We start from the raw sequence: 20,439 nt of genomic DNA on the forward strand, positions 1-20,439 counted from the left end.
CCCTTTTAAATTCCTAGCCCATTCGCCGTTGCAATAAAATAAAATCCGCTACTGTGAGCATAGCCATGGACTTAAGCACCGGGACAATACGCGGTATGGCACAGATATCATGCCTGCCGCCAATTTTGATTTCAGTACCTTTTCCATCCCTATCAACAGTCTGCTGCGGCTTGCTGATGGACGGGATAGGCTTCACATAAGCACGCAGGACGATATCCTGACCGCTGGAAATACCACCGAGAATACCCCCGGCATTATTGCTGCGAAAACCGCCCTCATCCATAAAATCATTATTCTCACTGCCAAGAGTGTCTGCAGCAGCGCAACCGGAGCCGATCTCTACACCCTTCACTGCGCCGACGGACATAAGCGCGTAAGCAAGACGGGCGTCGATCTTATCGAAAACAGGTTCACCAAGCCCTGCCGGGACTCCTTTGAGACGAACTTCAACTACCCCGCCAAGGGTATCGCCCTGTGACCGGACCTCTTTAACCCGCTCTTCCCAACGGGGAATAACATCCGGATCGGCTGCGAAGAACGGCATTTCGTATGCGTTTTCCGGATCTTTCACTTCCCCTTCAATTCCCCCGATACGTACTGTGTATGCCTGGCAGCTGATACCCTGCTGATGCAGAAATTCCTGTGCCACAGCACCTCCGGCAACGCGCGAAACCGTTTCCCGGCCGGAGGAACGCCCCCCGCCTCGGTAGTCACGGAAACCGTACTTTGCATCAAAGGTCAGATCCGCATGTCCGGGCCGGAACACATTCATGATCTTCGAGTAGTCACGGGAACGCTGATCTGTGTTTTCAATATGAAAACCGATAGAGGTTCCGGTAGTGCGTCCTTCAAAAACACCGGAAAGAATCTTTACCCGGTCAGCCTCTTTACGTGCAGTAGAGGCAATCCCCTGTCCGGGCTTGCGGCGGTCCAGTTCAAGCTGAATCGTCTCTTCGCTGAGTTTGATTCCGGCCGGACAGCCGTCAATAACCCCGCCCAATCCGGGACCGTGGGATTCCCCGTAAGTGGTAACTTTAAAAATCTGACCGAATGTATTGCCGCTCATTCTATTTCTCTCCTTTGCTGCAGGATTGGTAACTATCTATAATTTGATTACAAACATTTTCAATTGTCCCGGCTCCGTCCGCAATAAAAGCTGCACAGCCGGAATAAAGCGATTCGCGCTCTTCGAGAACTTCACGGATCTCGTCAACGATTGACTTTCCGGTAAGCGACGGGCGCTGATCATGGTTGGGGTCTTGCATTAGACGGTTTGCGAGAATCTCTACATCTGTTTTAATATACACGGTAAAATCATTACTGAGCACTGCCCGATTCTCTTCGCGGATCACGATACCGCCACCGCAGGATATCACCGCGCCCTGCTTCCCGGCTAGATAGCCAAGCACTTCCACTTCCAAATCACGGAAGCCATCCCAGCCGTTTAGTTCTACATATTCAGAAATTTCGCAGCCGGCCTTTTCAACCAGCACTTTATCGCTGTCATAAAATTCGAGATTCAACTTATCGGCAAGAAATTTGCCCACGGTGGTCTTGCCACAGGCTCTGGGGCCGATCAGGTAAATATTGGATGGCATAATACCCCCACTAAAAATAATGATAAGAAACTGAAGTCAATAGATACAAATATACATATCTACCATCAGGATTGGACATACCGGAAAAATGTAATGAAGAAAAAGGTCACAGGCGGGACTGTGAGAAATCGGACTGAAAAGCATTCAGCGGATATGAATAATTAAACGGAAACAGGGGCGGCTTGTCAAGCTTGGATTCTTATCCCCACTATTTAGAATAAAAAGGGACACGCATAAATGCGTGCCCTCTTGAATCACTTTTCTTCAACCGGAAAGCCTAAACGATGCCACTGATGCCAACCTCCAAGAAGTGCGTTCACATTCTTGAATCCCAGCTTCTGCAACCTGCGCCCCACACGGGAGCTGGTGTATTCGCTGGGTCAAGCGCAGTAGATAATAATCTCTGCATCCTTGGGAATATCAGCAGACCATTCCTTTTCCTTTCCGGGCTTACCGCGCAGTGCGGTCTTGATCTTGAACTCACTGCCACGCCAATCTGAACCGGTGCGGGCATCAACGACAATCACTCCATCCATGCCGAGCTTACGCTCAAGGTATTCACTGGAGACTCGCGGGACTTCTGCCGCTTCCCCAGACACAGGAAAGACCATGAAGCTTGCCGCTGTCGCTAAAATTGCAGCTACAAGGAGTAATATCAAACGCTTACCCATCTTTACCTCCCGGAATTTTAATGTATTGAATAATGATTTAAACACAAAGGTTTACATCAATATTATCAGATCAAAACCGTAGGACAAGTAAAAACAGGTAAAAATCGATTATTTATAACTAACGATATTCAATTCTTCATTTTCCGGGTCATCCTGAACGGGATCACTCTCTCCCTCGTCAGAGTCCCCGGCTTCCATTTCTTCTCCGTCCTCAGAATCTCCCTCTTCTGCTTCAGAGGGTTCGAGGGGAGGATAGTTGCAATATTCCTTCATGGTAAAACCAAGAGCGATACCGGCCACAGCCATGCAGCCGACGGTGTAGAGGAAGTAGTTAAGATATTCAATGTGCAGGCAGCAGAATGCGGCAGCAATGGCGTGCAGCGCCAGAGTCAGCAGACGCGGCAGGTAGAACTTACGTGCCCTGCGCATGGCAATGATACCCAGCAGGTCAATGAGAGCATAGGAACCGAACCAGAAGCAAAGTCCGGCTGCAATTAAAGATTCCAGCTCTTCCTTTCCGGCCCAGCCCTTGCCCAGCAAAATAGCGATAATTGCACCAAGAAAAAGAGCAGCTCCGCCTGCAGCGTATTTACTGTAGCTATCCGCAATTGCACCGCGAACCCGGTAGCCGAAAAGCTGAAACAAGCCGAAAACGGCTGCAAATGTGGCGAAGATAATAGTGCCGCCCATGAGCATACGGCCTTTCCCATCAAGAACATGTCCGGCGACTTTCAGATGCGGGACAGTGGAGTCAAGTAAGGATTCCGGGGTCTCGACCAGAAGCGCAGCCCAGCTGAAGAGCGCAAATGCGCCTAGAACCAAAAAGATTGCCGGGTAGGCACGGGAGCTTTTATTTTTGAAGACCAGAGGCAGATCAAAACCGATAAAGGCCAGTATAGCCAGAAAAACAAGCTGCATCCAAGCCATTGGGCCGCCCTCAAGCAATGCTGCAGGTACCAGCGGGCTGAATACTTCGGGAATTGTTGTGGGATAGCCCATGCCACCGGTAACCGGCTGATTGACCATAATTGCGACATAAACCAGAAATATGAAGGCCAGAGTCACAGCGCCGCCAAACAGGTCCCCTGCATATTTATCCGAAAGAAAGCAGGCCCAGACCGCTACGCCCAGAATGGTAAATGATGCTCCAAGATTCGGGTAGGAACTGATAAAAATTTCGTTAAGAGCATATCCGGCAACGCCCAACCATGAAACTGTCAGCACAGTCAGCGTAAAGAAGCGCGCAACGTCAAGAAATCCGAAAGCAACTTTATCCAAAGGGGTGGCGCGAAGCTCCCCGGAAGACAACTTGTCCATACTGCGGGCAGTACAGACAGACACAAGCGCACCAAGCACCAGCAGCACCATAAAAGCTGCTCCGCCCAGACCGGCTCCGTGTCCGACTGCTTCCAGCCCCCTAGGGGACAACATTACTGCAAGTGATGTGAAAATTCCGCTCATTTTTCCCTCCGGTATATGTGGAAAGCTATCCGGCTATATTAACAATAAACAAATACTATTTCAAAAAACAAACTTCCTGCCCGCCCAAAAGCGCACAGGAAGCAGTTCTATTGTAAAAAACAGGCCTTAATTATGGCCTGATTGCTCATAAATGTCTAGAATGCGGACTGACACTCATCCACGGTATTGTATATGGGCAGAAAAGACACGAAACCGGACAGGTCAAAGACTTCCCTGATGTAATCTTTCAGCTCACAGAGAACCAGCTTACCATCGCCGCCCTTAAGCTCTCTTGCCGCTTTAAGCAGTACTCGCAGTCCGGCACTTGAGATGTATTCAAGGTTTTCGAAATCCAGAATGATCTTGCTTTCTCCGCCCTGAATTGAACTCAGAAGCCTTTCTTCAAAATCATTTGATGTATTAGAATCAAGACGCCCTTTCAGCTGAAAGGTAATAATCCCTTCATTTTTAATTTCACCGACTTCAAGCCCCATCTTTTCCTCCGTTTTGCTGCCCAGGCAGCAGCATTGCACAATTCACCGTTAATATAAAAATCCGTCCAGCGGACTGGCTATCTACAAAGCAACATATAGTTACTGAATATTTTTGGTCAACTTCAATTTATTTTTGCCGTCTACCCAGGCATATTCAATACTGTCCATTATCTTACGCATGAAATGGATGCCGAGTCCCCCGATCTTGCGCTCTTCACACGCGCATTCCATATCCGGTTCAGGAGCTTCAAGAGGATTGAATTTGTGACCGTCATCCTGAATCCACAGGGTCAGCAGACCGTCCTTCAATTTAAGAATTATCTCAAAATTATGCCGGTCCGACTGACAGCCATAGCTGACAAGATTTGTGAAAAGCTCATCAAGAACAAGGTTGAGTTCGAAGACTGTTTTATCGGATATACCATTATCGTTACCGAAATTTTCAATATTTTCGGCAAGGACACTCAGTTCAGATATATCTGATTTCAGCGAGAAAGAAGAAGTGACGCCGCTTTCGGTCTGCGGCTCCATATTATTTACCAAAGCCATATCCCCAATTTTCTCATTATGGACAGAAAATACTATTTACCACACACAAGTTAGAAAACCCTTGTCGCTGCGTCAACAAAAAGGTAATAAATTTTTGTTAGATATCTATACCTACAGGAGTACTCAATGATCACCAAGCGCCCGCTAACCTACTGGGTGAAAAACAGTAATATGAAGTTACAGCTCATATTACTTGTAGTCATCTTTTTTACAGTAGCTGTCAGACTAATTCCGCTGGAAATGCAGAAAAAAATCATCAACCAAGCTATTAGCATGCGCAAGGTTGACTTGCTTTTCATGTATTGCGGATTTTACATTGCTTCTGTTGTTTCTGCCAGTCTGCTTAAATACCTGATTACTGTTTTACAGACATATATCGGGCAGGAAGCACTGGCAAAAATGCGTAAAGAACTTTACGCACATATCCTTACGCTGCCACTAGGATATTTTAGAAAGGCCAACCCGGGTATGGTTGTTTCATCGCTGGTGACAGAACTTGCCCCTGCCGGTGAATATGTCGGGCAATCCGTGGCTGTTCCGGTAACTAATCTGCTCACGCTTATCGCGTTTGCCGGATACATGTTCTATCTGAACCCGATTATGGCCGGTATCTCCATCGCACTCTATCCTTTTGTTATTTATCTGGTTCCCAAGCTCCAGAAAAGATCCAACAAAGCAAACAAAAAGCGTGTTGATACCACTAGATACCTATCAAGCCATATCAACGAAACAATCTCCGGCATCCACGAAATTCACGGAAACGGTTCCTACCGCATTGAGAACCGCAAGTACGGTGCTTTCGTTGACCGCCTATTCAAAATCAGGATCACTTGGATTCTTTACAAGCAGGGCATCAAAGTCCTGAACAACTTCTTCCAGAATCTTGGACCGTTTCTGCTTTTTATCGTTGGTGGTTACCTTGCCATTCAGGGCCGGTTCGACCTTGGTGCTCTGGTTGCTTTTCTTTCCGCATATGAAAAAATTTATGATCCGTGGAAAGAGCTTATGGATTTCTATCAAGTCCATAACGATGCCGGAGTCCGCTACAAAAGGGTCATGGAATACTTTGACACCAAACCGGAATTCGAGCTTGAGCCTAAGGATCGAGAGCCTGTCAAACTCAAAGGCAACATTGAAGTCCAAAACCTCGGATTCACTGTTTCCGGCAATATCAGGCTGCTTAAGCAAATCAATATGAAGCTTAAACCCGGGGAACAGATGGCTCTTGTGGGATTCTCGGGAAGTGGTAAAAGTACGCTGGCGCAATGCGTGTCACAGCTATATAAATATACGGGCGGCTCGGTAAAAATCGACGGCTACGAAGTAGGAGAATTAACTAAGGCCGACATGGTTCATAACATGGGTATTGTCGCCCAGTCACCGTTCATCTTTTCAGGAACCATCAAAGACAACCTGCTTTACTCCTGTGCAGCTGTCCTTGAAGGTGACCCTGAAGCAAAACAGAAAATGCCGAACCGTGACAATATGATCGAGGCTGTTCAGCAGGCTGGGATATTTGTTGACGTCCTTCGCTTCGGCCTGAACACTCTTCTTGATCCTGACAAAGAAGCAGAGCTTTCCGAACGTCTTGTCAGGGTTCGTAAGAACTTCCACTCCGACTATGGAGACAAGCTTGCCGAACATGTCGAATTTTATCGTGACGGCAAATACCTTGAGTACTCTAGCGTGGCAGGCAATATTACCTTCGGTCATGCCAACGACGCAAGCTTCTCTGGACGGGAACTGGTAAGTAATGAATACTTCCTGACCTTTCTTAAAGAGGCACAGCTTGAAACACCGTTGCTCAGCCTGGGGCGTGAACTTGCCAAGCAAACTGTTGACATTCTGGGAAATCTCCCTCCGGATGAGGTTTTCTTTCAGCAAAGCCCCATTCCTTCAGAGGAATTTGACGGCTACAAGCAACTCACAGCCCGCATCGAAGATATTCCCCTTCAGGAACTTGAAGGTAAGGACCGTGAAATGCTTCTCCACTTGGCTCTTAGTTTTGTTCCCGGCAAACATAAGATTGTTGCCCTGCCTTCAGTACTGCAGGGACTAATTCTTGATGGCCGAAAAATGTTCAACACCAAGGTTGCCGAAGAAAAGCCGGAAACATTCAGCTTCTACCAGATGACTGAATTTATTCCTTCCCAGACCATTTTGGACAACATCCTTTTCGGTAAACCAAAGACAGATCATCCCAAGGTGCAGGACACCATCAACCAGTCCATGATCCAACTTCTTATCGAGGAAGACCTCCTCGAAACGGTTGTGGAACTTGGAATGGAATTTCAGGTCGGAACCAAGGGTGACAAGCTTTCCGGTGGACAGTGCCAGAAGCTGGCCATTGCCCGTACGTTCCTCAAAAATCCTCCAATCATGATCATGGACGAAGCAACTTCCGCCCTTGATAACAGATCACAGAACAGGATTCAGGGACTGCTCGAAACCAAGTGGAAAGGCAAAGCAACCTTGATTTCAGTAATCCACAGGCTGGATACAATCAAAAACTACGATAAAGTCGCAGTTATGAAGGCTGGTAAATTAATGGAAGTCGGTCCCTATGACGAACTTATGGAACGCAAGGGACTGCTTTATGAACTCGTACATGGAGCGCATTAGTCATGGCAGCAGAAACAAGTGAATATCAAGAACATTTAGAGATAATGAGGGAAATCCCTTACTTTTCAGGTCTTGACCTTGAAGCGCAAAAACTGATCGCCTACCTTTGTGTACGCGAAAAATTCTCAACCGGGGATGAAGTCTTCGCCACAGGTGACCTTGATCAATCAGCTTACTTCATCATCGAAGGAACTATGGAAGCATATCTTGATTCCGGTTCAGCAATTATACAGTCTTTCAAAGCAGGCGACTTTGTTGGTGCCCTTTCCCTGATCGGAGACTCCAAACGGTTGTTCACTTTGAAAACGACTTCAGACTGCACCTGCATCAGATTGACGAGTGAAAAATTTAAAAAGGCCCAAGAACAGTACCCGGAAATTAGCAGAAAATTCTTGAAAGCCACAGTTGGCATGATAAGTAATTGGGAGGAAAGGTTCATTTCCAATTACAAACCCGGATGTTCCGGATGCACTACCGGCATCGGGTTAACCCTTATTTAGTTCAGTTTAATGACAGACAGGATTGTTCATATGAAGAAGATTATCTTTATGACCACGGCGTTATGCCTGCTTCTCGCAACAAATGCAGCGGCTGCCAAGAATGCACCTGAATCCGTTGCGGGTATAACTATCGGAAATAATGTTTCGACAATCAGATCTATTCTAGAACTGGATTCGGAAACTTCACCTTGGCAGGAAGAGTTCATCAAACGGATCGGGTTAAAGGACATGGAAGGATACAGGGGCGGATATGTAGTTATAGGAAACTGCAAGCGTAAAGATATAATTTTACGCATGAAGCTTAAGTATCAGGACGGTAGCATGGACTTTTTCAACAAACTCTACGCAAAAATCGAAAAACGATTCGGTAAGCCCAACGATTGGCGAGGCAACCCCTTTGGCACACTTAAGGTATGGAAATGGTCTCTTGATGACGCAGAAGGGAATGTCAGCCTCATTCTACAGCATTTCAGCGGCGATGATGACAGCATTACTAAAGGAAACTCTATCAGGCTTTCCCGCCCTAACTGGATAAAGGAAGAAATGAAATGCTGGGACGAAGCACATCCAGCCACCCAGGAGAAACCTATTCCCGCCAAGATGGAAGGAATGAAATGGTTTCTCCCGTATTAAATTAATTTAACTGCACAAACATAAAATCCTCTCGGCTTTGCTGGGAGGATTTTTTTGTTTGCCAGCCAGAGTACGCAAATAATGTAAAATTAAATTTTCCAGATCCCTTAATAAGAATACCAACTACCATATTTTCTAGTTCTCATTAGCGAGCTAACTCTAATGTTCTTAAAGAGCTTGGGAGGAAAAGCATTGTGCATAACTAGAAGCGTGTCGGAGATTCAGAACAGCTGTCATCATTCCTTTTATGGCTTGGGATTTGATGAGCTTGCCTCAATATAATTTTCTACCATAAATAAGATAAGAGTTATCCAGACCACACAAATAAGAAAAGGCCCCACTCTCACGAGCGGGGCCTTTTGACTTATTAAGCAACCAGCTGAATGCTACTTCTTGTTCAGCTTCAGTTCCTGAGGGAACATCGGCAGATAGCGGTAGCAAAGGCTGAGCACCAGAGCACCGTATGCGCAGATCATCAGGGTGGTAGCCCATTCTGCCCAGTTCGGTACATAGATTTCCCAGTTATCGAAAGGCATAACAGGGATAGCGATGGTCTGGACTGTGAATACGTAACGGTTGATAGTTACGCCGATGCAGTCCAGAATAGCTGCGGTGTACAGCAGGCTGGGGTTGTTTCTGATGGAAGGAGTGATCAGCATGATTGCGGGAACGATGCCGCAAAGCACGAGTTCAGTCCAGAGCAGCCACTGGCCGTATACGTTACCGTAGAACATCTGTTCGAAGGTCAGGCCAACGGAAGGCAGGTAGCCAACAGCCCAAGCCCAAGTGTCAATGATCTTGAAGAACATGTACACGCAGAGCATGGTACCGGCAATTTTACCCATCAGAGCTTTAACTTTGTATTCCACCAGCTTCTTACCTGTCATTTTCTCAATGAGGGTACAAACCAGAACTGTGAAGACAGGTCCAGAACCCACTGCGGAGAGAACGAAGAGGAAGAAAGTCCAGGGCCAGATGAAGAAACCTTCACGGAAAGCGTAAGGACGACCAAACATAACGCCGTACATACCGCCAAGAGAACCCTGGTGAAAGGTGGAGAGGAAGGTTCCGATACCGGCAAACAGAGCCATATTCACGTGAAGGTGATGGGCAAAGTGGTGCAGGAAAGGAATCTTGTTCAGCTGCTTCTGTTCTAAGATCAGCGGAATGAATTCAATGATCAGAACGGTGCAGTAGCAGGTAATACAGAAGATAACTTCTGTGAGCATGGAGTGCACGTTGGGGTGCCAGTAACCGAACCATGCGCGGATGGGCTGCCCGATATCCATGGTCAGAATGAGCATGGCGCCGGAGTAGCACAGGAATCCTAAGACTACTGCAAGGTTAATAATATTTTTAAGTTGATCGATCTTGAGGATGTACTTGAGAAATCCGGTGAAAAATGCACCGGCACCAAGTGCGATAACCGCAAGGTCGAAAGTAATCCAGAGGCCGAACCCGAAGTAGTTGTCAAGGCCGGTTACGCCGATGCCGTAATAGAAAATCTGTCCGGCAGCGTAGACGCCCCAGAGCAGGATGGCGAGTGGAAATGCCATCCAAATCAGAAACTTGGCCAGTCCGCACCGTTTTGTGCCTTCGGGGAAGAGATTGCTATCCATGGTAAACCTCCCTCCTAGTGCTTGCCTTCAGCAGCATGATTCTCATCATGGCTGCCTTGAGCTACGTTATCACTCTGCTCACGGACCCACTCACGACGGCTGATGTAGTAAACCTGAGGATCCATACCGATAGATTCCAGAATGCGGAACGCATTGGGGTTCTTGATCAGTTCATGAACTTTGTGCTCAGGGTTCTTAGCATCACCGAAGGAGATTGCTCCAGTGGGGCATGCTTCCAGACAGGCAGGCTGATACCAGCCGTCAGGCAGCTTGTTGGGGTCCATACCTTCGTTACGGGCACGCTGACGTGCATCCATCAGTCTGGAGTGGCAGAAGTTACATTTCTCAACAACACCGCGAGGACGGGTGGAAGTTGAGGGAGACAGTGCCTTGTCCATACCGCCGGGCCAAACCGGATCGAGCCATCCGAAGTAACGGGCGTGGTAAGGGCACGCAGCCATACAGTACCTGCAACCGATGCAGCGAGGGTAAATCTGGCTGACGATTCCGCCTTCTTCATCCTTGGTAGTCGCAACTACCGGGCAGACAGGAACACAGGCGGGGTGACCGCACTGCATGCAGGGTCTGGGCAGGTAGGCAACTTCCCTGTTGGGGAATTCCTTACCGTTGTTGAGTTCGTAAACAAGCATCCAGGTGAGGGTCTTAAGCTTGTTAGACCCTTCCTCCATGGGAGCTATGTTATTTTCAGCCTGGCAGGATACCATACAAGCACCGCAACCGGTACACTTGTCGACATCAACCACCATGGTCCATTTAGTATCAAATTCCATTTGTTGCATAACGTGAATCCCCTGACTTTAATTTAGGCGATGCTCACGAAAGAACTGGTCCACACGGACAAACCGGTGCCGGACTCAGTGCCAACGGTGAGAAGTTTGGAGATGTTTTCGCCTTTACCGCTGGAATATGCATCCCATGCAGTGTGACCGAATCCAAGAGGTGCGGCGATAACATCATTCATTACGCCTTCATTAATGTGGATTCTGACAGCGCACTCTCCGCCTGCTCCGCCAAGCTTGACCTTGGAACCTTCAGACACGCCGAGCTTCTTGGCAGTCTTGGAGTTGACCTGAACCATGATGTCTTTGCCAGAAAGTTCAAACTTACTGATAGCAACCACGTTCAGCGGCGGGATAGCCACAGTGGGAGTACCGAAGATGAGCTTAGAATAGGGAGCGAGAGCAATTTCGCCGCCTTTAGGCATGGCAACAGCTTTGGACAGGACAGAAGCTGCAAACTTGATGGAACCGGATTCGGTTGAATCGGATACATAAGCAGCACCTTCTACGAGGGAATCCCAGTCAGCGCCTACTTTTTCGGCTTTAGCCTGATAAACGGCTTCAGAGGATTCGTATCCAAGATCAATGCCCAAACCGGAAGCCACGCCGAGAACTACGTCTACAGTGGGCTTGCTGTTGTAGAGAGGCTCTGCAACAGGAGCACTGGCTGCAAGCATTGCTGCACCGACACCGTAAGGAGTCTGTGCATCTTCAAAGCGCTCGTAGCTGGTGGGGTTGGGCAAAATCAGGTCAGCTTTTGAAGCTGTTTCATCCATAAAAGTGCTGAAGCTTACGAGGAAGGCCGCTTTTTCGAATGCCGGAGCCAGAGCTGTGTTCTGGGGCAATGCGTAAACGGGGTTGGCTTCGTAAGCCATCATTACTTCAGGAGCTGCAACTTTACCTGCGGCGATACCTGCGAGGTAGCCGACAAAGTCTTTAGCAGCCAATTCGGAACGGCCAGCGGCGGCTTCAACAGCCTTGGGCAGTTCGGGGAGAATCTTCATACCGCCGTCTTTGTTAACGCGGCCAAGCAGCATGTTTACAGCTGCAGCGGCAATAACGTCTGCTGCACCAGCACCCTGAGCGAACTCAGAACCGGCAACAACAACGGGAGCGGAAGATTTCATCATACTCTTAGCAAGTGCAGCCATTTCGGTTCCTGCAACGCCGGTAGCTTTCTCCACTTTGTCGGGAGAGAATCTGGACATTACCAGAGTCTTGAAATCAGCGAAGTCGGAAGCGGAAGCGGTGGCTCCAGCCTTGAGCATATGGTAAGCAAGACCGAGACAGAAGATAGCGCCGGTACCCGGTGCTACCGGAACCCACTTATCTGCTGCAGCGGCAGTATTATTCTGGAAAGGACCGGCGTAAATGTAAGAAGTCTTAACTTCTTCACCGGTGGGACGGCTTGCGGAGTAAACACACTGGTTTCTCACAACCGAACCCCATGAATCCATGGCATCCGCGCCCACAAAGAGGACGAAATCGGAATTTTCCAAATCATAACCGATCTGGCCTTTTCCACCCATGCTGGAAAGAGCCACGGCAGCACCCTGCTCTTCGCAGGGCATCAAGTAGCAGTCAGCTCCCATTTCGGAAGCGAAACCGGACAGAACCTCAGTTGCAGTACCAGTAGCATCACCGGAAACAACAGCGAGTTTGCCTTTCTGTCCTTTAACTGCTGCGAGTTTCTCAGAGAGGAGCTTTTCAGCATCTTCCCAGGAGATAGACTCGTATTTGCCTTCTGCGGTCTTTTTCATGGGACCGTTAATGCGAGAAGGACTGTACATGAGCTGCGGGCCGCTGGCGCTGACCGGATCAACACCGCCCTTGCTCATTTCGTTTTCAGCATTTCCTCTGGTGAGGTAAGGGCTTCCGCCCACGGATTTAACAATCTCTGCACAGGGAGCTGCGCCGAATTTAGCAACAGTAGCCTGTTCAGTGATTGCACCGTATTTCAATCTGGGGATCCAAGGCCAGTTCTGAGACCAGATTGAAGCGTCATCCAGAGTTTTCCAAATTACAGGGGTGAAGAGTGAACCAACAACACCACCTGTTACCAATTGAATAAAAGTTCTGCGATCAATACCCATTGCAGTCCCTCACTTACTTATGGCAGACGTAACATGCGTTGCTGGTACCAACTTCCGCATGACAGCGTTCACACTGCCACATCTTCATGGTCTGCTTGCTGTAACCGCTGATTCTGTTTTCGTAATACGTCGGCAGCGTGTCGCTGTTGCCTACGTCGGGATGGCAATCCGTACACTCGAAGCCTTGGTGTGCCATGTGCGAAAAGTAAACGTTATCAGGCTGATACTGATAAACCAGCCAGGGAACTTCCACACCCTTCTGCAGATACTCGGTCACGTAAATTTCTTCAGCTTCGGATTCACCGAGGACATCTTCGTGACACTCAGCACACTGCTCGTTGGAAGGCAGACCCGCAAAGGAACCGTCTTCCAGAAACATGTGACATGACTCACAGTCCATACCTTCGTCTTCAACATGAACCTTGTGGCTGAAATCGATAGGCTGAGTTTTCTGGCTATAAATAACCTGCGGGAAAACCCACCAACCGACGATCAGGCTCGCAAGGACACCGATGAAGAAAGGAAGAACTCCTCCACACTGCTTCGATGTTCTTTTTTCCTCCATAACCTCGCCCCACTACTCCTTAAGTTTTGTGAAACATAAACAACCAATTAACGCCATTTCTTCTAAAATAGAGAATCTTTCTCTGTCAAGAGAATATGAAACTTTTCACAAACTCATCAAGTTGAGAAAACTCTCTATTTTTTACAATTGAAGTGCGCATAAGCGCCTGCTGCGCAACAGCCTAAGCTCTTATCAGAACTCAAACGGCGATTCAAATTGCGCCAGCAGCGGAAGTTCACGATCTTTGTCAGAAAGTACCGGATTTTCAGTACTCCAGTCGATATTAAGGTCCGGATCATCCCACCTGATCCCGGCCTCGCTGCCAGGGGAATAACCGTAATCGACCTTGTACATGAACTCATTGTCCTCTCTCAGAGTTTCATATCCATGCGCGAATCCCTTGGGGATAAACAACCTGAGAAAGTTCTCGGCAGATAGTTCAATTTTGAACGATCTCCCATAGGTCGGTGAGCCTTTGCGTAAATCAACAACCACATCATAAACAGCCCCCCGGGTAACCCACACCAATTTGGCCTGAGCATGTGGAGGCATCTGCAAATGCAAACCCCGAATTACGCCGATCCCCGATGAATACGCATGGTTATCTTGAACAAAATCTGTAGGTAAACCATTTTCCGCAAAGACATTAGTATTGAAACTTTCCAGAAAAAAGCCCCTCTTGTCCCTGAATACCTTTGGTTCTATGACCACAAGTCCGGGAAATTCTGTTTCAATCAACTTCACACATATCCTCCAAGCATGAGCAATCAAATTTCTGACGCTAGTAACCGTTCTCCCAAAATTAACCGAGAATTACCTGAGATCACGAAATGACACAACCTCATTTTTCACTTGATTGGCATATTTTTTATTATTTTCAGGGAGATTCATGATATTCACTTTTCTTTTGCGGTCTGCTACTCTTCATTGTTAACTAACTGATTCTTGCTTCCAGTATAGGTTTTATTTTTCTCTAAACATCAAATTCTAAACGGATTTAGGTATGCAAACAGCAGGTTTAGCCCTCAATGCACTGGATATAATATTGATTGTAATAGCAGGAATGCTCATCTTCCGGGGATTACTGCGAGGAATAGTCAGGGAAGCCATCTCTGTTTTCTCCCTGATTTTAGGTTTTTACCTGGCCGCCAAGTATCACTACACTCTGGCGCCCTATTTCGAGACTTTTTTTGACGGCCCCGGAACAGTCAAGGCGTTCAGCTATCTTTCAATTATAGTAGCGACCCTGTTCGTCGCCTTTCTTGTCGGAGTTACCATTAAAAAAATACTGACCGTGACCATGCTTAGCTGGGCGGATCAGGTTCTTGGTGGAATTCTGGGATTTGTAGAAGCAATTATCGTCGGCGGCATCATCATTGTCGTCCTAAACAGCTTCACTCCTAATTCCGAATTCCTGACTAATTCAAAACTGGCCCCGAAAGTTATGTCGACAGCGAGCTTTTTCATCAGCTTCGCCCCGGACAATGTTCTAGATTCATTAGACATCAAATCTATGTTTCCCGACCACTCGGAACTTACCAACCCTCTAAGCGACACGATCTAAAATGAGCACCAAATCCATTGAAAAACTTAAAGATGTAATTGCTTCCCTGACAGCTCCTGACGGATGCCCCTGGGACAAAGAGCAGACCCCGCTCACCCTTTGCGACTCCGTAATCGAAGAAGCATTTGAACTTGTTGAAGCCATTCGCGCTGAGGACAAGCAGGAAGTCCTCGAAGAACTCGGCGATGTAATGTTCCTGCTGCTGTTTATTGCCCAGCGCTATGAAGAAGCAGGAGATTTTAAATTTGCTGATGCCGTGGACTCCGGCGCGGCTAAAATGATCCGTCGCCATCCTCACGTTTTCGCAGACACCAAAGTTGAAGATCAGGAAGAACTTCTGCGCAACTGGGAAAAGATCAAAAGAAGCGAAAAAGAGGGCGACAAAAAGATTTTCGACTCCCTGCCCAAGGGACTGCCGCCCATGCTCAAAGCCTACCGCATTAACTCAAAGGCTGCCCGCAGCGGCTTTACCTATGAATCTGACGAACAGTGTCTTGAGCAGCTTCAGAGTGAATGGAACGAATGGAACAGCGCTCTCGAATCCGGTAACAAAGAGGCAATCACGGAAGAATTCGGCGACTACCTCTTCACACTCATTGAACTGGGACGCCGAAAAGGAATCAAAGCCAATAGCGCACTCGACATCACCAACAACAAATTCCTTGAACGCTTCGCCAAGATGGAAGACCTTGCCAAAGAACAGGGCAAAGACCTTTCTGAAATGAACCTCATTGAACAGAACGAACTTTGGGAACAGGTAAAATAAATCCTGCCCCGATTTGAATGATCAATCCCCGCTATCAACTTTGATAGCGGGGATTTTTTTTCGTCAAGCATTCTAATAGTTAATTAAGAAATACAAACTTTTATTATTTTAACCCTAAAGTAATTTATGTTTTGTCCGATTTAACAGATAGGCGCGTATGTTGCCCTTTTTCGGGAGGGGTTTATGGACATAACAGGAATCAACTCAACCATGGAAGCCGCACCTGCGGTAAGTGACAAGCAGCTGTTCGGAGCACAAGTTGTAACCAAAACTCTTGATTACATGAACTCCGACCAGTTCAGTTCTTCAACCAGTACCGATTATGATTTCCAAAAAAGCGTTCTCAGTGCCGCATACTCCGGCGTTGGGACTATTGCCAACACTAAAGCCTAAAGGGCAGTCCGTGCGCCTGACACATAAAACCCGGTCTTTTGAGCCGGGTTTTATTCTGCAATAAATCCTGCCGGAATCTATTGTCGCTCCCCACTTTTTGGAATAAATATTGCTTTTAAATATGCATAGTCATTTAGATGACTGAAAGCATCTTGCAGAATTCTTTCTTTGAATGTCTGCACGCTTTCCATGAGCATAAACAGGAGCGCCTAATGAAAAATATAATCTGGATTGTCATTGATACACTCAGGTCTGACAGCCTGGCCTCATGTCTTTCCGAAAAAGCACACTATAATGAATTAGACGAGATTCTTGAACAGGGAGCTCTTTTCACTGATATGATGACCTGCGGAGGGTCAACACGCACTTCAGCACCAGCATATTTCGCATCCATGCGGCCCGGATTGACGGGCATGACCGGACACGGAGTTCAGGTCCTGCGTGATTTCAAAGACGATGTACTCACCGTTACCGAACACTTCAAACATCACGGATACAAAACCTTCCGCTGGGCCGACAGCAATCTGGACTCCTGCCAGCCGAAACGTGGTTTCGACGTTTATGAGGCAGGCTACCCCGGCATCCGGAATGCTCCCCACATGAACTACGACAATCAGAAACGCGCTGATTTTGTCCGACGTGTGCGTCAAAGCCAGAAACCATTTTTCGCAAATTTCCACCTCTATTTTATCCACGACTTCGGCGGGATGAAACGCTCAAGCTGGTCTACAGAAGAATATCTTAATGTAATTGCGGCCCAAGCACAGGATTTCCGGTCACTTTGGGAGCAACTTGCCCCCGGACCAGATGATATAGCAGTCATAACATCAGACCACGGCTGCATTCTTGATCAGGATTATATTGAATACGATAAGATGATCACATGGGGATTTGCAGACAGCAAAACACGTGTTTTTGCCTCCTTTATCGGAGAAGACATCGCACCAGCAAAACACCATGAACTGGTCAGATCTATAGACATTGCTCCCACACTGCTCGACCTAGCTCTGGACAAGGATATGAAAGCTCAGGGTGTCAGCCTTAAAGATACTCTGCATGGCGGACCTGTACCGGAACTGTTCGGAATATCTGAACGCAGTGACAGCATAAACAAAACTGCAATAACCAGCTATGCCTGCGTGCGCAAAAACAGGTGGGCCCTTTATTTGGGAGACGGTAAACCAACAGCCCTCTATGACAACTCCGAAGGAGAATTCGTTAAGGATTATCTGGGCACAAGGCCTGAAATCCAGAATGAATTGTATAACTTCTATGAGAGTATCGTCTTGAATGGCCCGCATAGCGCCAGAGAATTATATGAACAAAAAGGTCTCACTATAGAAGATATACGTGGGAAAATTGAAGTTAGCATCCTCCTTCCCGTATTCAGCTGGTCCGATGATACCAGATTGACCATCGAAGCTTTGCTTGACCAGCTACTGCTGACAGAGCTGATCCTGCTTGACGCAGATGAAAGCGGAGAGGTTTCAGACAACATTCGTAAAAATTTTAATGAACGACTATTCCTGAACCACATAGACGCCAAGGGAATGAGTCTGCAAAAAATGTTGAATTACGGGCTGGAGCTGGCGAAAGGACCGTTCACAGTCACAGCTTCACCTGACTGCCAGTATACGGAAAACTTTTGCTATTCCCAAAGGGAAGTGTTCCTCGCAGAGCCGGACACAGCACTCACCTACCCCAATCTGAAACGGATCATCCATGACCGCCGGGAAATGGAATACATCGGTAATGAGGTCTGCCTTGACGAGATCATGTTTACCAGGCTGGGAAGCATTTTTGATCACAAAGCAGCGACCGCAGCTTTCTCGCTGCCCCATTTCAATGAGATTGGAGCCTGCGCCATGTTCCAAACCGAAGTTCTGCGCAGTGCAGGAGGTTTTGCGAGCAGCAGCGCTGATACCCTCGGTAGAACTTGGCACAAACTGAAAAGACACGGCAAAATCAAACACGTAAATAAAGGACTGGTCCTATCTTCAGACCCGACAGTCCTGCGTCCCTGTATCCCATGCCAAGAACAGAAACATGATTTTAAAATCAGCATTTTGACCCCATTACCTAGTGCGGCCTCCCTGAAATTAATTCCGAGCTTTTTGGAAAACGTATACAAGCAGACGGAACAATCTCTAGAGATCATATTCTTAAGTTCCGAGAATATGCTGGGTCCCATTAACTCACTTGCCGACAGCTTTCCGAACATGAACATCAGAACCGTCAACCGCCCAGCCGGAGGTCACGAACTTTATAACGCCGGGCTGTGCGCAGCTCGCGGAAATTTTCTTTTTTGGGCAGATGTGTCGGATAAATTACAGCCCGACTGCCTCGCCGCTTTGCTGGAGCAAGTAGACGGACATGAGGACATGACCGCCGCCAAGTGCGGGTACATTCTCCATGCACAAACTAACAGGGCGCAAAAGGTGGCCCCACTGGCATACGTCCGCGAAATGATTCATGGCGTCTGTGATCTGCGTGGCTTGCTCTACAAACGCAGCCTTCACAACGAAGTTGGAATTTTCAAACCCGGTGCTGATAACGAGCTGGGCTGGGATATGTGCGTCCGCTTGGGTCTTATCCGCTCTTTTGCGATAATCGATGAACCGTTAATCGTTGCAAGCACCCCGTTCCAATTCAACATGCAGCCGAACATCGAATCCTATCAACGGATTATGCATAATACCATTGACTTTATGGGCAACGTTGTCGACATGGTCCGGCTATATGAAGACGATTTCCGCAGACATCAGGCGGACCGCGCCCGCTATATCCTTGAAGAGGAGATGCGCGCGATACACAGGCTGATCAGCATCAACGGAGTCGAGGCCAACGCGTTACTGCGAGTTCCGAAAACCCATCTCTTCGATGATTAACACAGACTTTACCGGGGAATCTCTTTTCCGTCCTTATGAACTGGATATGTGAAACCGCCTTTCAGAAAGTCGACTTTGTTTTTCAATAATTCCTTATAAAGATCCGGCCTGCGGTCTTTCAGGTAATAATATTCCTGCTCTGGATGGGTGGCCCCGTAGTATGAGGGAATCACGTCCGCGATGAGCATAGTATCCTGCTGATGCCCGGCCTGAACAATTATATCACCATGAGGACCGATGATTATGCTGTTGCCCCTGTAATGCCATTCCCCGGTTTCACGCTTCTCATATCCTGCCCGATTACTGTAGGCATAGAAAACGTTGTTGGCGTATGCGAATGCCGGCAGAAGCAGCGTTGATATATCAGGATATGGAACGGCACTGCGCTTGCCGTTGGGCATGGTATAGTAACAGTCGGCAGCGGTAGGCCCGACAATAAGCTTTGCGCCCTGCAAGGCCAGTGAGCGCACCAGTTCGGGAAATTCATTTTCATAGCAGTTCAATACCCCCACGGGAAAGCCGAAGACCTTAAACATCTTGGGCGGAGTATCACCAAAGGACCAATTTGCGCGCTCCTGCCCGGCATATAGTTGCACTTTGCGGTAGCTGTCCAGCAACTCTCCCTTCTCATTAATGATAGCGATGGAATCGAAGTACTGCAGGCCCTCCGTAGTCTCGGCCTTCTCGGCATAAGGCACAATCAGGGCCATATTCATTTTTTTTGCAACCTTGCAGGCACGTGAAATACTGGGGCCATCTCTAAACTCAGCCACCTTACGGGCCTGCTCCGGGCTTAAAGTATATCCGGTCACGTACAGCTCGGGAAATGAAAGCAGTTGCACGCCGCGCTCTTTGGCCTGAGTGGCAACCTTTTCCAGCCGATCCATATTCTTGGCCGAAGCACCGGGCCCACAATCTGCTTGCGCCTGATAAACACCTAAACGGATACCCTGCCCCTGTTGGGGCAAATCACCGTACACCGACACTTTGAACATCAACTTTCGGTAGCTGTCCATGACAGCCTTCTTATATTCCGGGGAACAGCAATCAGGGCAAGGCGGCCCGGCACAGACTGAAGTTGTCAGAACAAACAAACCCAGCAGACAGAAACAAAGCACTTTTCTCATCTCATCCCCCTATGAATTCCATTATTCCGCCGCAGAAAAATACGGACAGGACTAACAAAAGGATAACAGAAATAAAACAATGGAGCACGGGGAAAA

The 20,439-nt window shown here is 47.8% G+C and carries 19 protein-coding genes; 7 read left to right on the forward strand and 12 right to left on the reverse strand.

Going from position 1 to position 20,439, the window contains the following annotated elements; genetic code table 11:
- Nucleotides 1-13 precede the first annotated feature (13 nt).
- The 6 genes from aroC to ACNI29_RS02250 all read right to left on the reverse strand — a co-directional run bounded on the left by aroC (nucleotide 14) and on the right by ACNI29_RS02250 (nucleotide 4,773).
- Complete coding sequence (gene aroC / locus ACNI29_RS02225) at nucleotides 14-1,066, reverse strand: chorismate synthase (protein ID WP_419780557.1); 1,053 nt, start codon at nucleotides 1,064-1,066, stop codon at nucleotides 14-16.
- 1 nt (nucleotide 1,067) lies between these two features.
- The gene (gene aroL, locus ACNI29_RS02230) at nucleotides 1,068-1,598 is read right to left on the reverse strand and encodes a shikimate kinase AroL (RefSeq protein ID WP_419780558.1); all 531 of its coding nucleotides are present in this window, start codon (nucleotides 1,596-1,598) and stop codon (nucleotides 1,068-1,070) included.
- A 254-nt stretch (nucleotides 1,599-1,852) separates the two neighbouring features.
- Nucleotides 1,853-2,269 carry a rhodanese-related (seleno)protein gene (locus tag ACNI29_RS02235; RefSeq protein WP_419780559.1) on the reverse strand — a complete coding sequence of 139 codons (417 nt, stop codon included), beginning with the start codon at nucleotides 2,267-2,269 and terminating at the stop codon, nucleotides 1,853-1,855.
- 108 nt (nucleotides 2,270-2,377) lie between these two features.
- On the reverse strand, nucleotides 2,378-3,730 hold the full coding sequence (locus ACNI29_RS02240) for an APC family permease (protein WP_419780560.1): 1,353 nt from the start codon (nucleotides 3,728-3,730) through the stop codon (nucleotides 2,378-2,380).
- Between the two features lie 155 nt (nucleotides 3,731-3,885).
- Nucleotides 3,886-4,224, reverse strand: a complete 339-nt coding sequence (locus ACNI29_RS02245) for an STAS domain-containing protein (RefSeq protein ID WP_419780561.1) — start codon at nucleotides 4,222-4,224, stop codon at nucleotides 3,886-3,888.
- Nucleotides 4,225-4,323: 99 nt separating this feature from the next.
- A complete protein-coding gene (locus tag ACNI29_RS02250) occupies nucleotides 4,324-4,773 on the reverse strand; it encodes an ATP-binding protein (RefSeq protein ID WP_419780562.1) in 450 nt (149 codons plus the stop codon).
- A gap of 126 nt (nucleotides 4,774-4,899) precedes the next feature.
- On the opposite strand from ACNI29_RS02250, the gene ACNI29_RS02255 reads away from it, so the two are divergent.
- Genes ACNI29_RS02255 through ACNI29_RS02265 form a run of 3 tightly spaced genes read left to right on the forward strand, consistent with a single transcriptional unit; the run spans nucleotide 4,900 to nucleotide 8,528 of the window.
- On the forward strand, nucleotides 4,900-7,395 hold the full coding sequence (locus tag ACNI29_RS02255; RefSeq protein ID WP_419780563.1) for an ABC transporter ATP-binding protein/permease: 2,496 nt from the start codon (nucleotides 4,900-4,902) through the stop codon (nucleotides 7,393-7,395).
- 2 nt (nucleotides 7,396-7,397) lie between these two features.
- Nucleotides 7,398-7,895, forward strand: a complete 498-nt coding sequence (locus tag ACNI29_RS02260) for a Crp/Fnr family transcriptional regulator (protein WP_419780564.1) — start codon at nucleotides 7,398-7,400, stop codon at nucleotides 7,893-7,895.
- A 30-nt stretch (nucleotides 7,896-7,925) separates the two neighbouring features.
- The gene (locus tag ACNI29_RS02265; RefSeq protein ID WP_419780565.1) at nucleotides 7,926-8,528 is read left to right on the forward strand and encodes a hypothetical protein; all 603 of its coding nucleotides are present in this window, start codon (nucleotides 7,926-7,928) and stop codon (nucleotides 8,526-8,528) included.
- 386 nt (nucleotides 8,529-8,914) lie between these two features.
- Here ACNI29_RS02265 and qrcD read toward each other — a convergent pair whose 3' ends face one another.
- The 5 genes from qrcD to rfbC form a co-directional block, all read right to left on the reverse strand.
- Nucleotides 8,915-10,147, reverse strand: a complete 1,233-nt coding sequence (gene qrcD / locus ACNI29_RS02270) for a menaquinone reductase integral membrane subunit QrcD (RefSeq protein WP_419780566.1) — start codon at nucleotides 10,145-10,147, stop codon at nucleotides 8,915-8,917.
- 14 nt (nucleotides 10,148-10,161) lie between these two features.
- Complete coding sequence (gene qrcC, locus ACNI29_RS02275) at nucleotides 10,162-10,947, reverse strand: menaquinone reductase iron-sulfur cluster-binding subunit QrcC (RefSeq protein ID WP_419780567.1); 786 nt, start codon at nucleotides 10,945-10,947, stop codon at nucleotides 10,162-10,164.
- Nucleotides 10,948-10,970: 23 nt separating this feature from the next.
- The gene (gene qrcB, locus ACNI29_RS02280) at nucleotides 10,971-13,040 is read right to left on the reverse strand and encodes a menaquinone reductase molybdopterin-binding-like subunit QrcB (RefSeq protein WP_419780568.1); all 2,070 of its coding nucleotides are present in this window, start codon (nucleotides 13,038-13,040) and stop codon (nucleotides 10,971-10,973) included.
- 13 nt (nucleotides 13,041-13,053) lie between these two features.
- Nucleotides 13,054-13,605, reverse strand: a complete 552-nt coding sequence (gene qrcA / locus ACNI29_RS02285; protein WP_163292081.1) for a menaquinone reductase multiheme cytochrome c subunit QrcA — start codon at nucleotides 13,603-13,605, stop codon at nucleotides 13,054-13,056.
- A 192-nt stretch (nucleotides 13,606-13,797) separates the two neighbouring features.
- Entirely contained in the window at nucleotides 13,798-14,349 is a 552-nt protein-coding gene (gene rfbC, locus ACNI29_RS02290) for a dTDP-4-dehydrorhamnose 3,5-epimerase (protein ID WP_419780569.1), read from the reverse strand.
- Between the two features lie 259 nt (nucleotides 14,350-14,608).
- Between rfbC and ACNI29_RS02295 the strand changes: the two genes are divergently transcribed.
- The 4 genes from ACNI29_RS02295 (at nucleotide 14,609) to ACNI29_RS02310 (ending at nucleotide 19,216) form a co-directional block, all read left to right on the forward strand.
- Nucleotides 14,609-15,169, forward strand: a complete 561-nt coding sequence (locus tag ACNI29_RS02295) for a CvpA family protein (RefSeq protein ID WP_419780570.1) — start codon at nucleotides 14,609-14,611, stop codon at nucleotides 15,167-15,169.
- Between the two features lies 1 nt (nucleotide 15,170).
- Nucleotides 15,171-15,935, forward strand: coding sequence for a nucleoside triphosphate pyrophosphohydrolase (gene mazG / locus ACNI29_RS02300; RefSeq protein WP_419780571.1), 765 nt, complete (start codon nucleotides 15,171-15,173; stop codon nucleotides 15,933-15,935).
- Between the two features lie 183 nt (nucleotides 15,936-16,118).
- Nucleotides 16,119-16,328, forward strand: a complete 210-nt coding sequence (locus tag ACNI29_RS02305) for a hypothetical protein (RefSeq protein ID WP_320009258.1) — start codon at nucleotides 16,119-16,121, stop codon at nucleotides 16,326-16,328.
- Between the two features lie 212 nt (nucleotides 16,329-16,540).
- Nucleotides 16,541-19,216: a sulfatase-like hydrolase/transferase gene (locus ACNI29_RS02310; RefSeq protein ID WP_419780572.1), complete on the forward strand. Its 2,676-nt coding sequence runs from the start codon at nucleotides 16,541-16,543 to the stop codon at nucleotides 19,214-19,216.
- A gap of 8 nt (nucleotides 19,217-19,224) precedes the next feature.
- Here ACNI29_RS02310 and ACNI29_RS02315 read toward each other — a convergent pair whose 3' ends face one another.
- Complete coding sequence (locus tag ACNI29_RS02315; protein WP_419780573.1) at nucleotides 19,225-20,343, reverse strand: carbon-nitrogen hydrolase family protein; 1,119 nt, start codon at nucleotides 20,341-20,343, stop codon at nucleotides 19,225-19,227.
- Nucleotides 20,344-20,439 lie beyond the last annotated feature (96 nt).

It is taken from the genome of Maridesulfovibrio spiralis (SeqCode) (assembly GCF_048571135.1).
GTDB lineage: Bacteria > Desulfobacterota > Desulfovibrionia > Desulfovibrionales > Desulfovibrionaceae > Maridesulfovibrio > Maridesulfovibrio spiralis.

Coding starts and splice junctions, on each gene's coding strand:
- qrcB (WP_419780568.1), bottom strand. CDS start 13,040: ATGGGTATTGATCGCAGAACTTTTATTCAATTGGTAACAGGTGGTGTT.
- aroC (WP_419780557.1), bottom strand. CDS start 1,066: ATGAGCGGCAATACATTCGGTCAGATTTTTAAAGTTACCACTTACGGG.
- ACNI29_RS02265 (WP_419780565.1), top strand. CDS start 7,926: ATGAAGAAGATTATCTTTATGACCACGGCGTTATGCCTGCTTCTCGCA.
- ACNI29_RS02315 (WP_419780573.1), bottom strand. CDS start 20,343: ATGAGAAAAGTGCTTTGTTTCTGTCTGCTGGGTTTGTTTGTTCTGACA.
- ACNI29_RS02305 (WP_320009258.1), top strand. CDS start 16,119: ATGGACATAACAGGAATCAACTCAACCATGGAAGCCGCACCTGCGGTA.
- ACNI29_RS02250 (WP_419780562.1), bottom strand. CDS start 4,773: ATGGCTTTGGTAAATAATATGGAGCCGCAGACCGAAAGCGGCGTCACT.
- mazG (WP_419780571.1), top strand. CDS start 15,171: ATGAGCACCAAATCCATTGAAAAACTTAAAGATGTAATTGCTTCCCTG.
- aroL (WP_419780558.1), bottom strand. CDS start 1,598: ATGCCATCCAATATTTACCTGATCGGCCCCAGAGCCTGTGGCAAGACC.
- ACNI29_RS02240 (WP_419780560.1), bottom strand. CDS start 3,730: ATGAGCGGAATTTTCACATCACTTGCAGTAATGTTGTCCCCTAGGGGG.
- ACNI29_RS02260 (WP_419780564.1), top strand. CDS start 7,398: ATGGCAGCAGAAACAAGTGAATATCAAGAACATTTAGAGATAATGAGG.
- ACNI29_RS02310 (WP_419780572.1), top strand. CDS start 16,541: ATGAAAAATATAATCTGGATTGTCATTGATACACTCAGGTCTGACAGC.
- qrcD (WP_419780566.1), bottom strand. CDS start 10,147: ATGGATAGCAATCTCTTCCCCGAAGGCACAAAACGGTGCGGACTGGCC.
- ACNI29_RS02245 (WP_419780561.1), bottom strand. CDS start 4,224: ATGGGGCTTGAAGTCGGTGAAATTAAAAATGAAGGGATTATTACCTTT.
- qrcC (WP_419780567.1), bottom strand. CDS start 10,947: ATGCAACAAATGGAATTTGATACTAAATGGACCATGGTGGTTGATGTC.
- qrcA (WP_163292081.1), bottom strand. CDS start 13,605: ATGGAGGAAAAAAGAACATCGAAGCAGTGTGGAGGAGTTCTTCCTTTC.
- ACNI29_RS02255 (WP_419780563.1), top strand. CDS start 4,900: ATGATCACCAAGCGCCCGCTAACCTACTGGGTGAAAAACAGTAATATG.
- ACNI29_RS02295 (WP_419780570.1), top strand. CDS start 14,609: ATGCAAACAGCAGGTTTAGCCCTCAATGCACTGGATATAATATTGATT.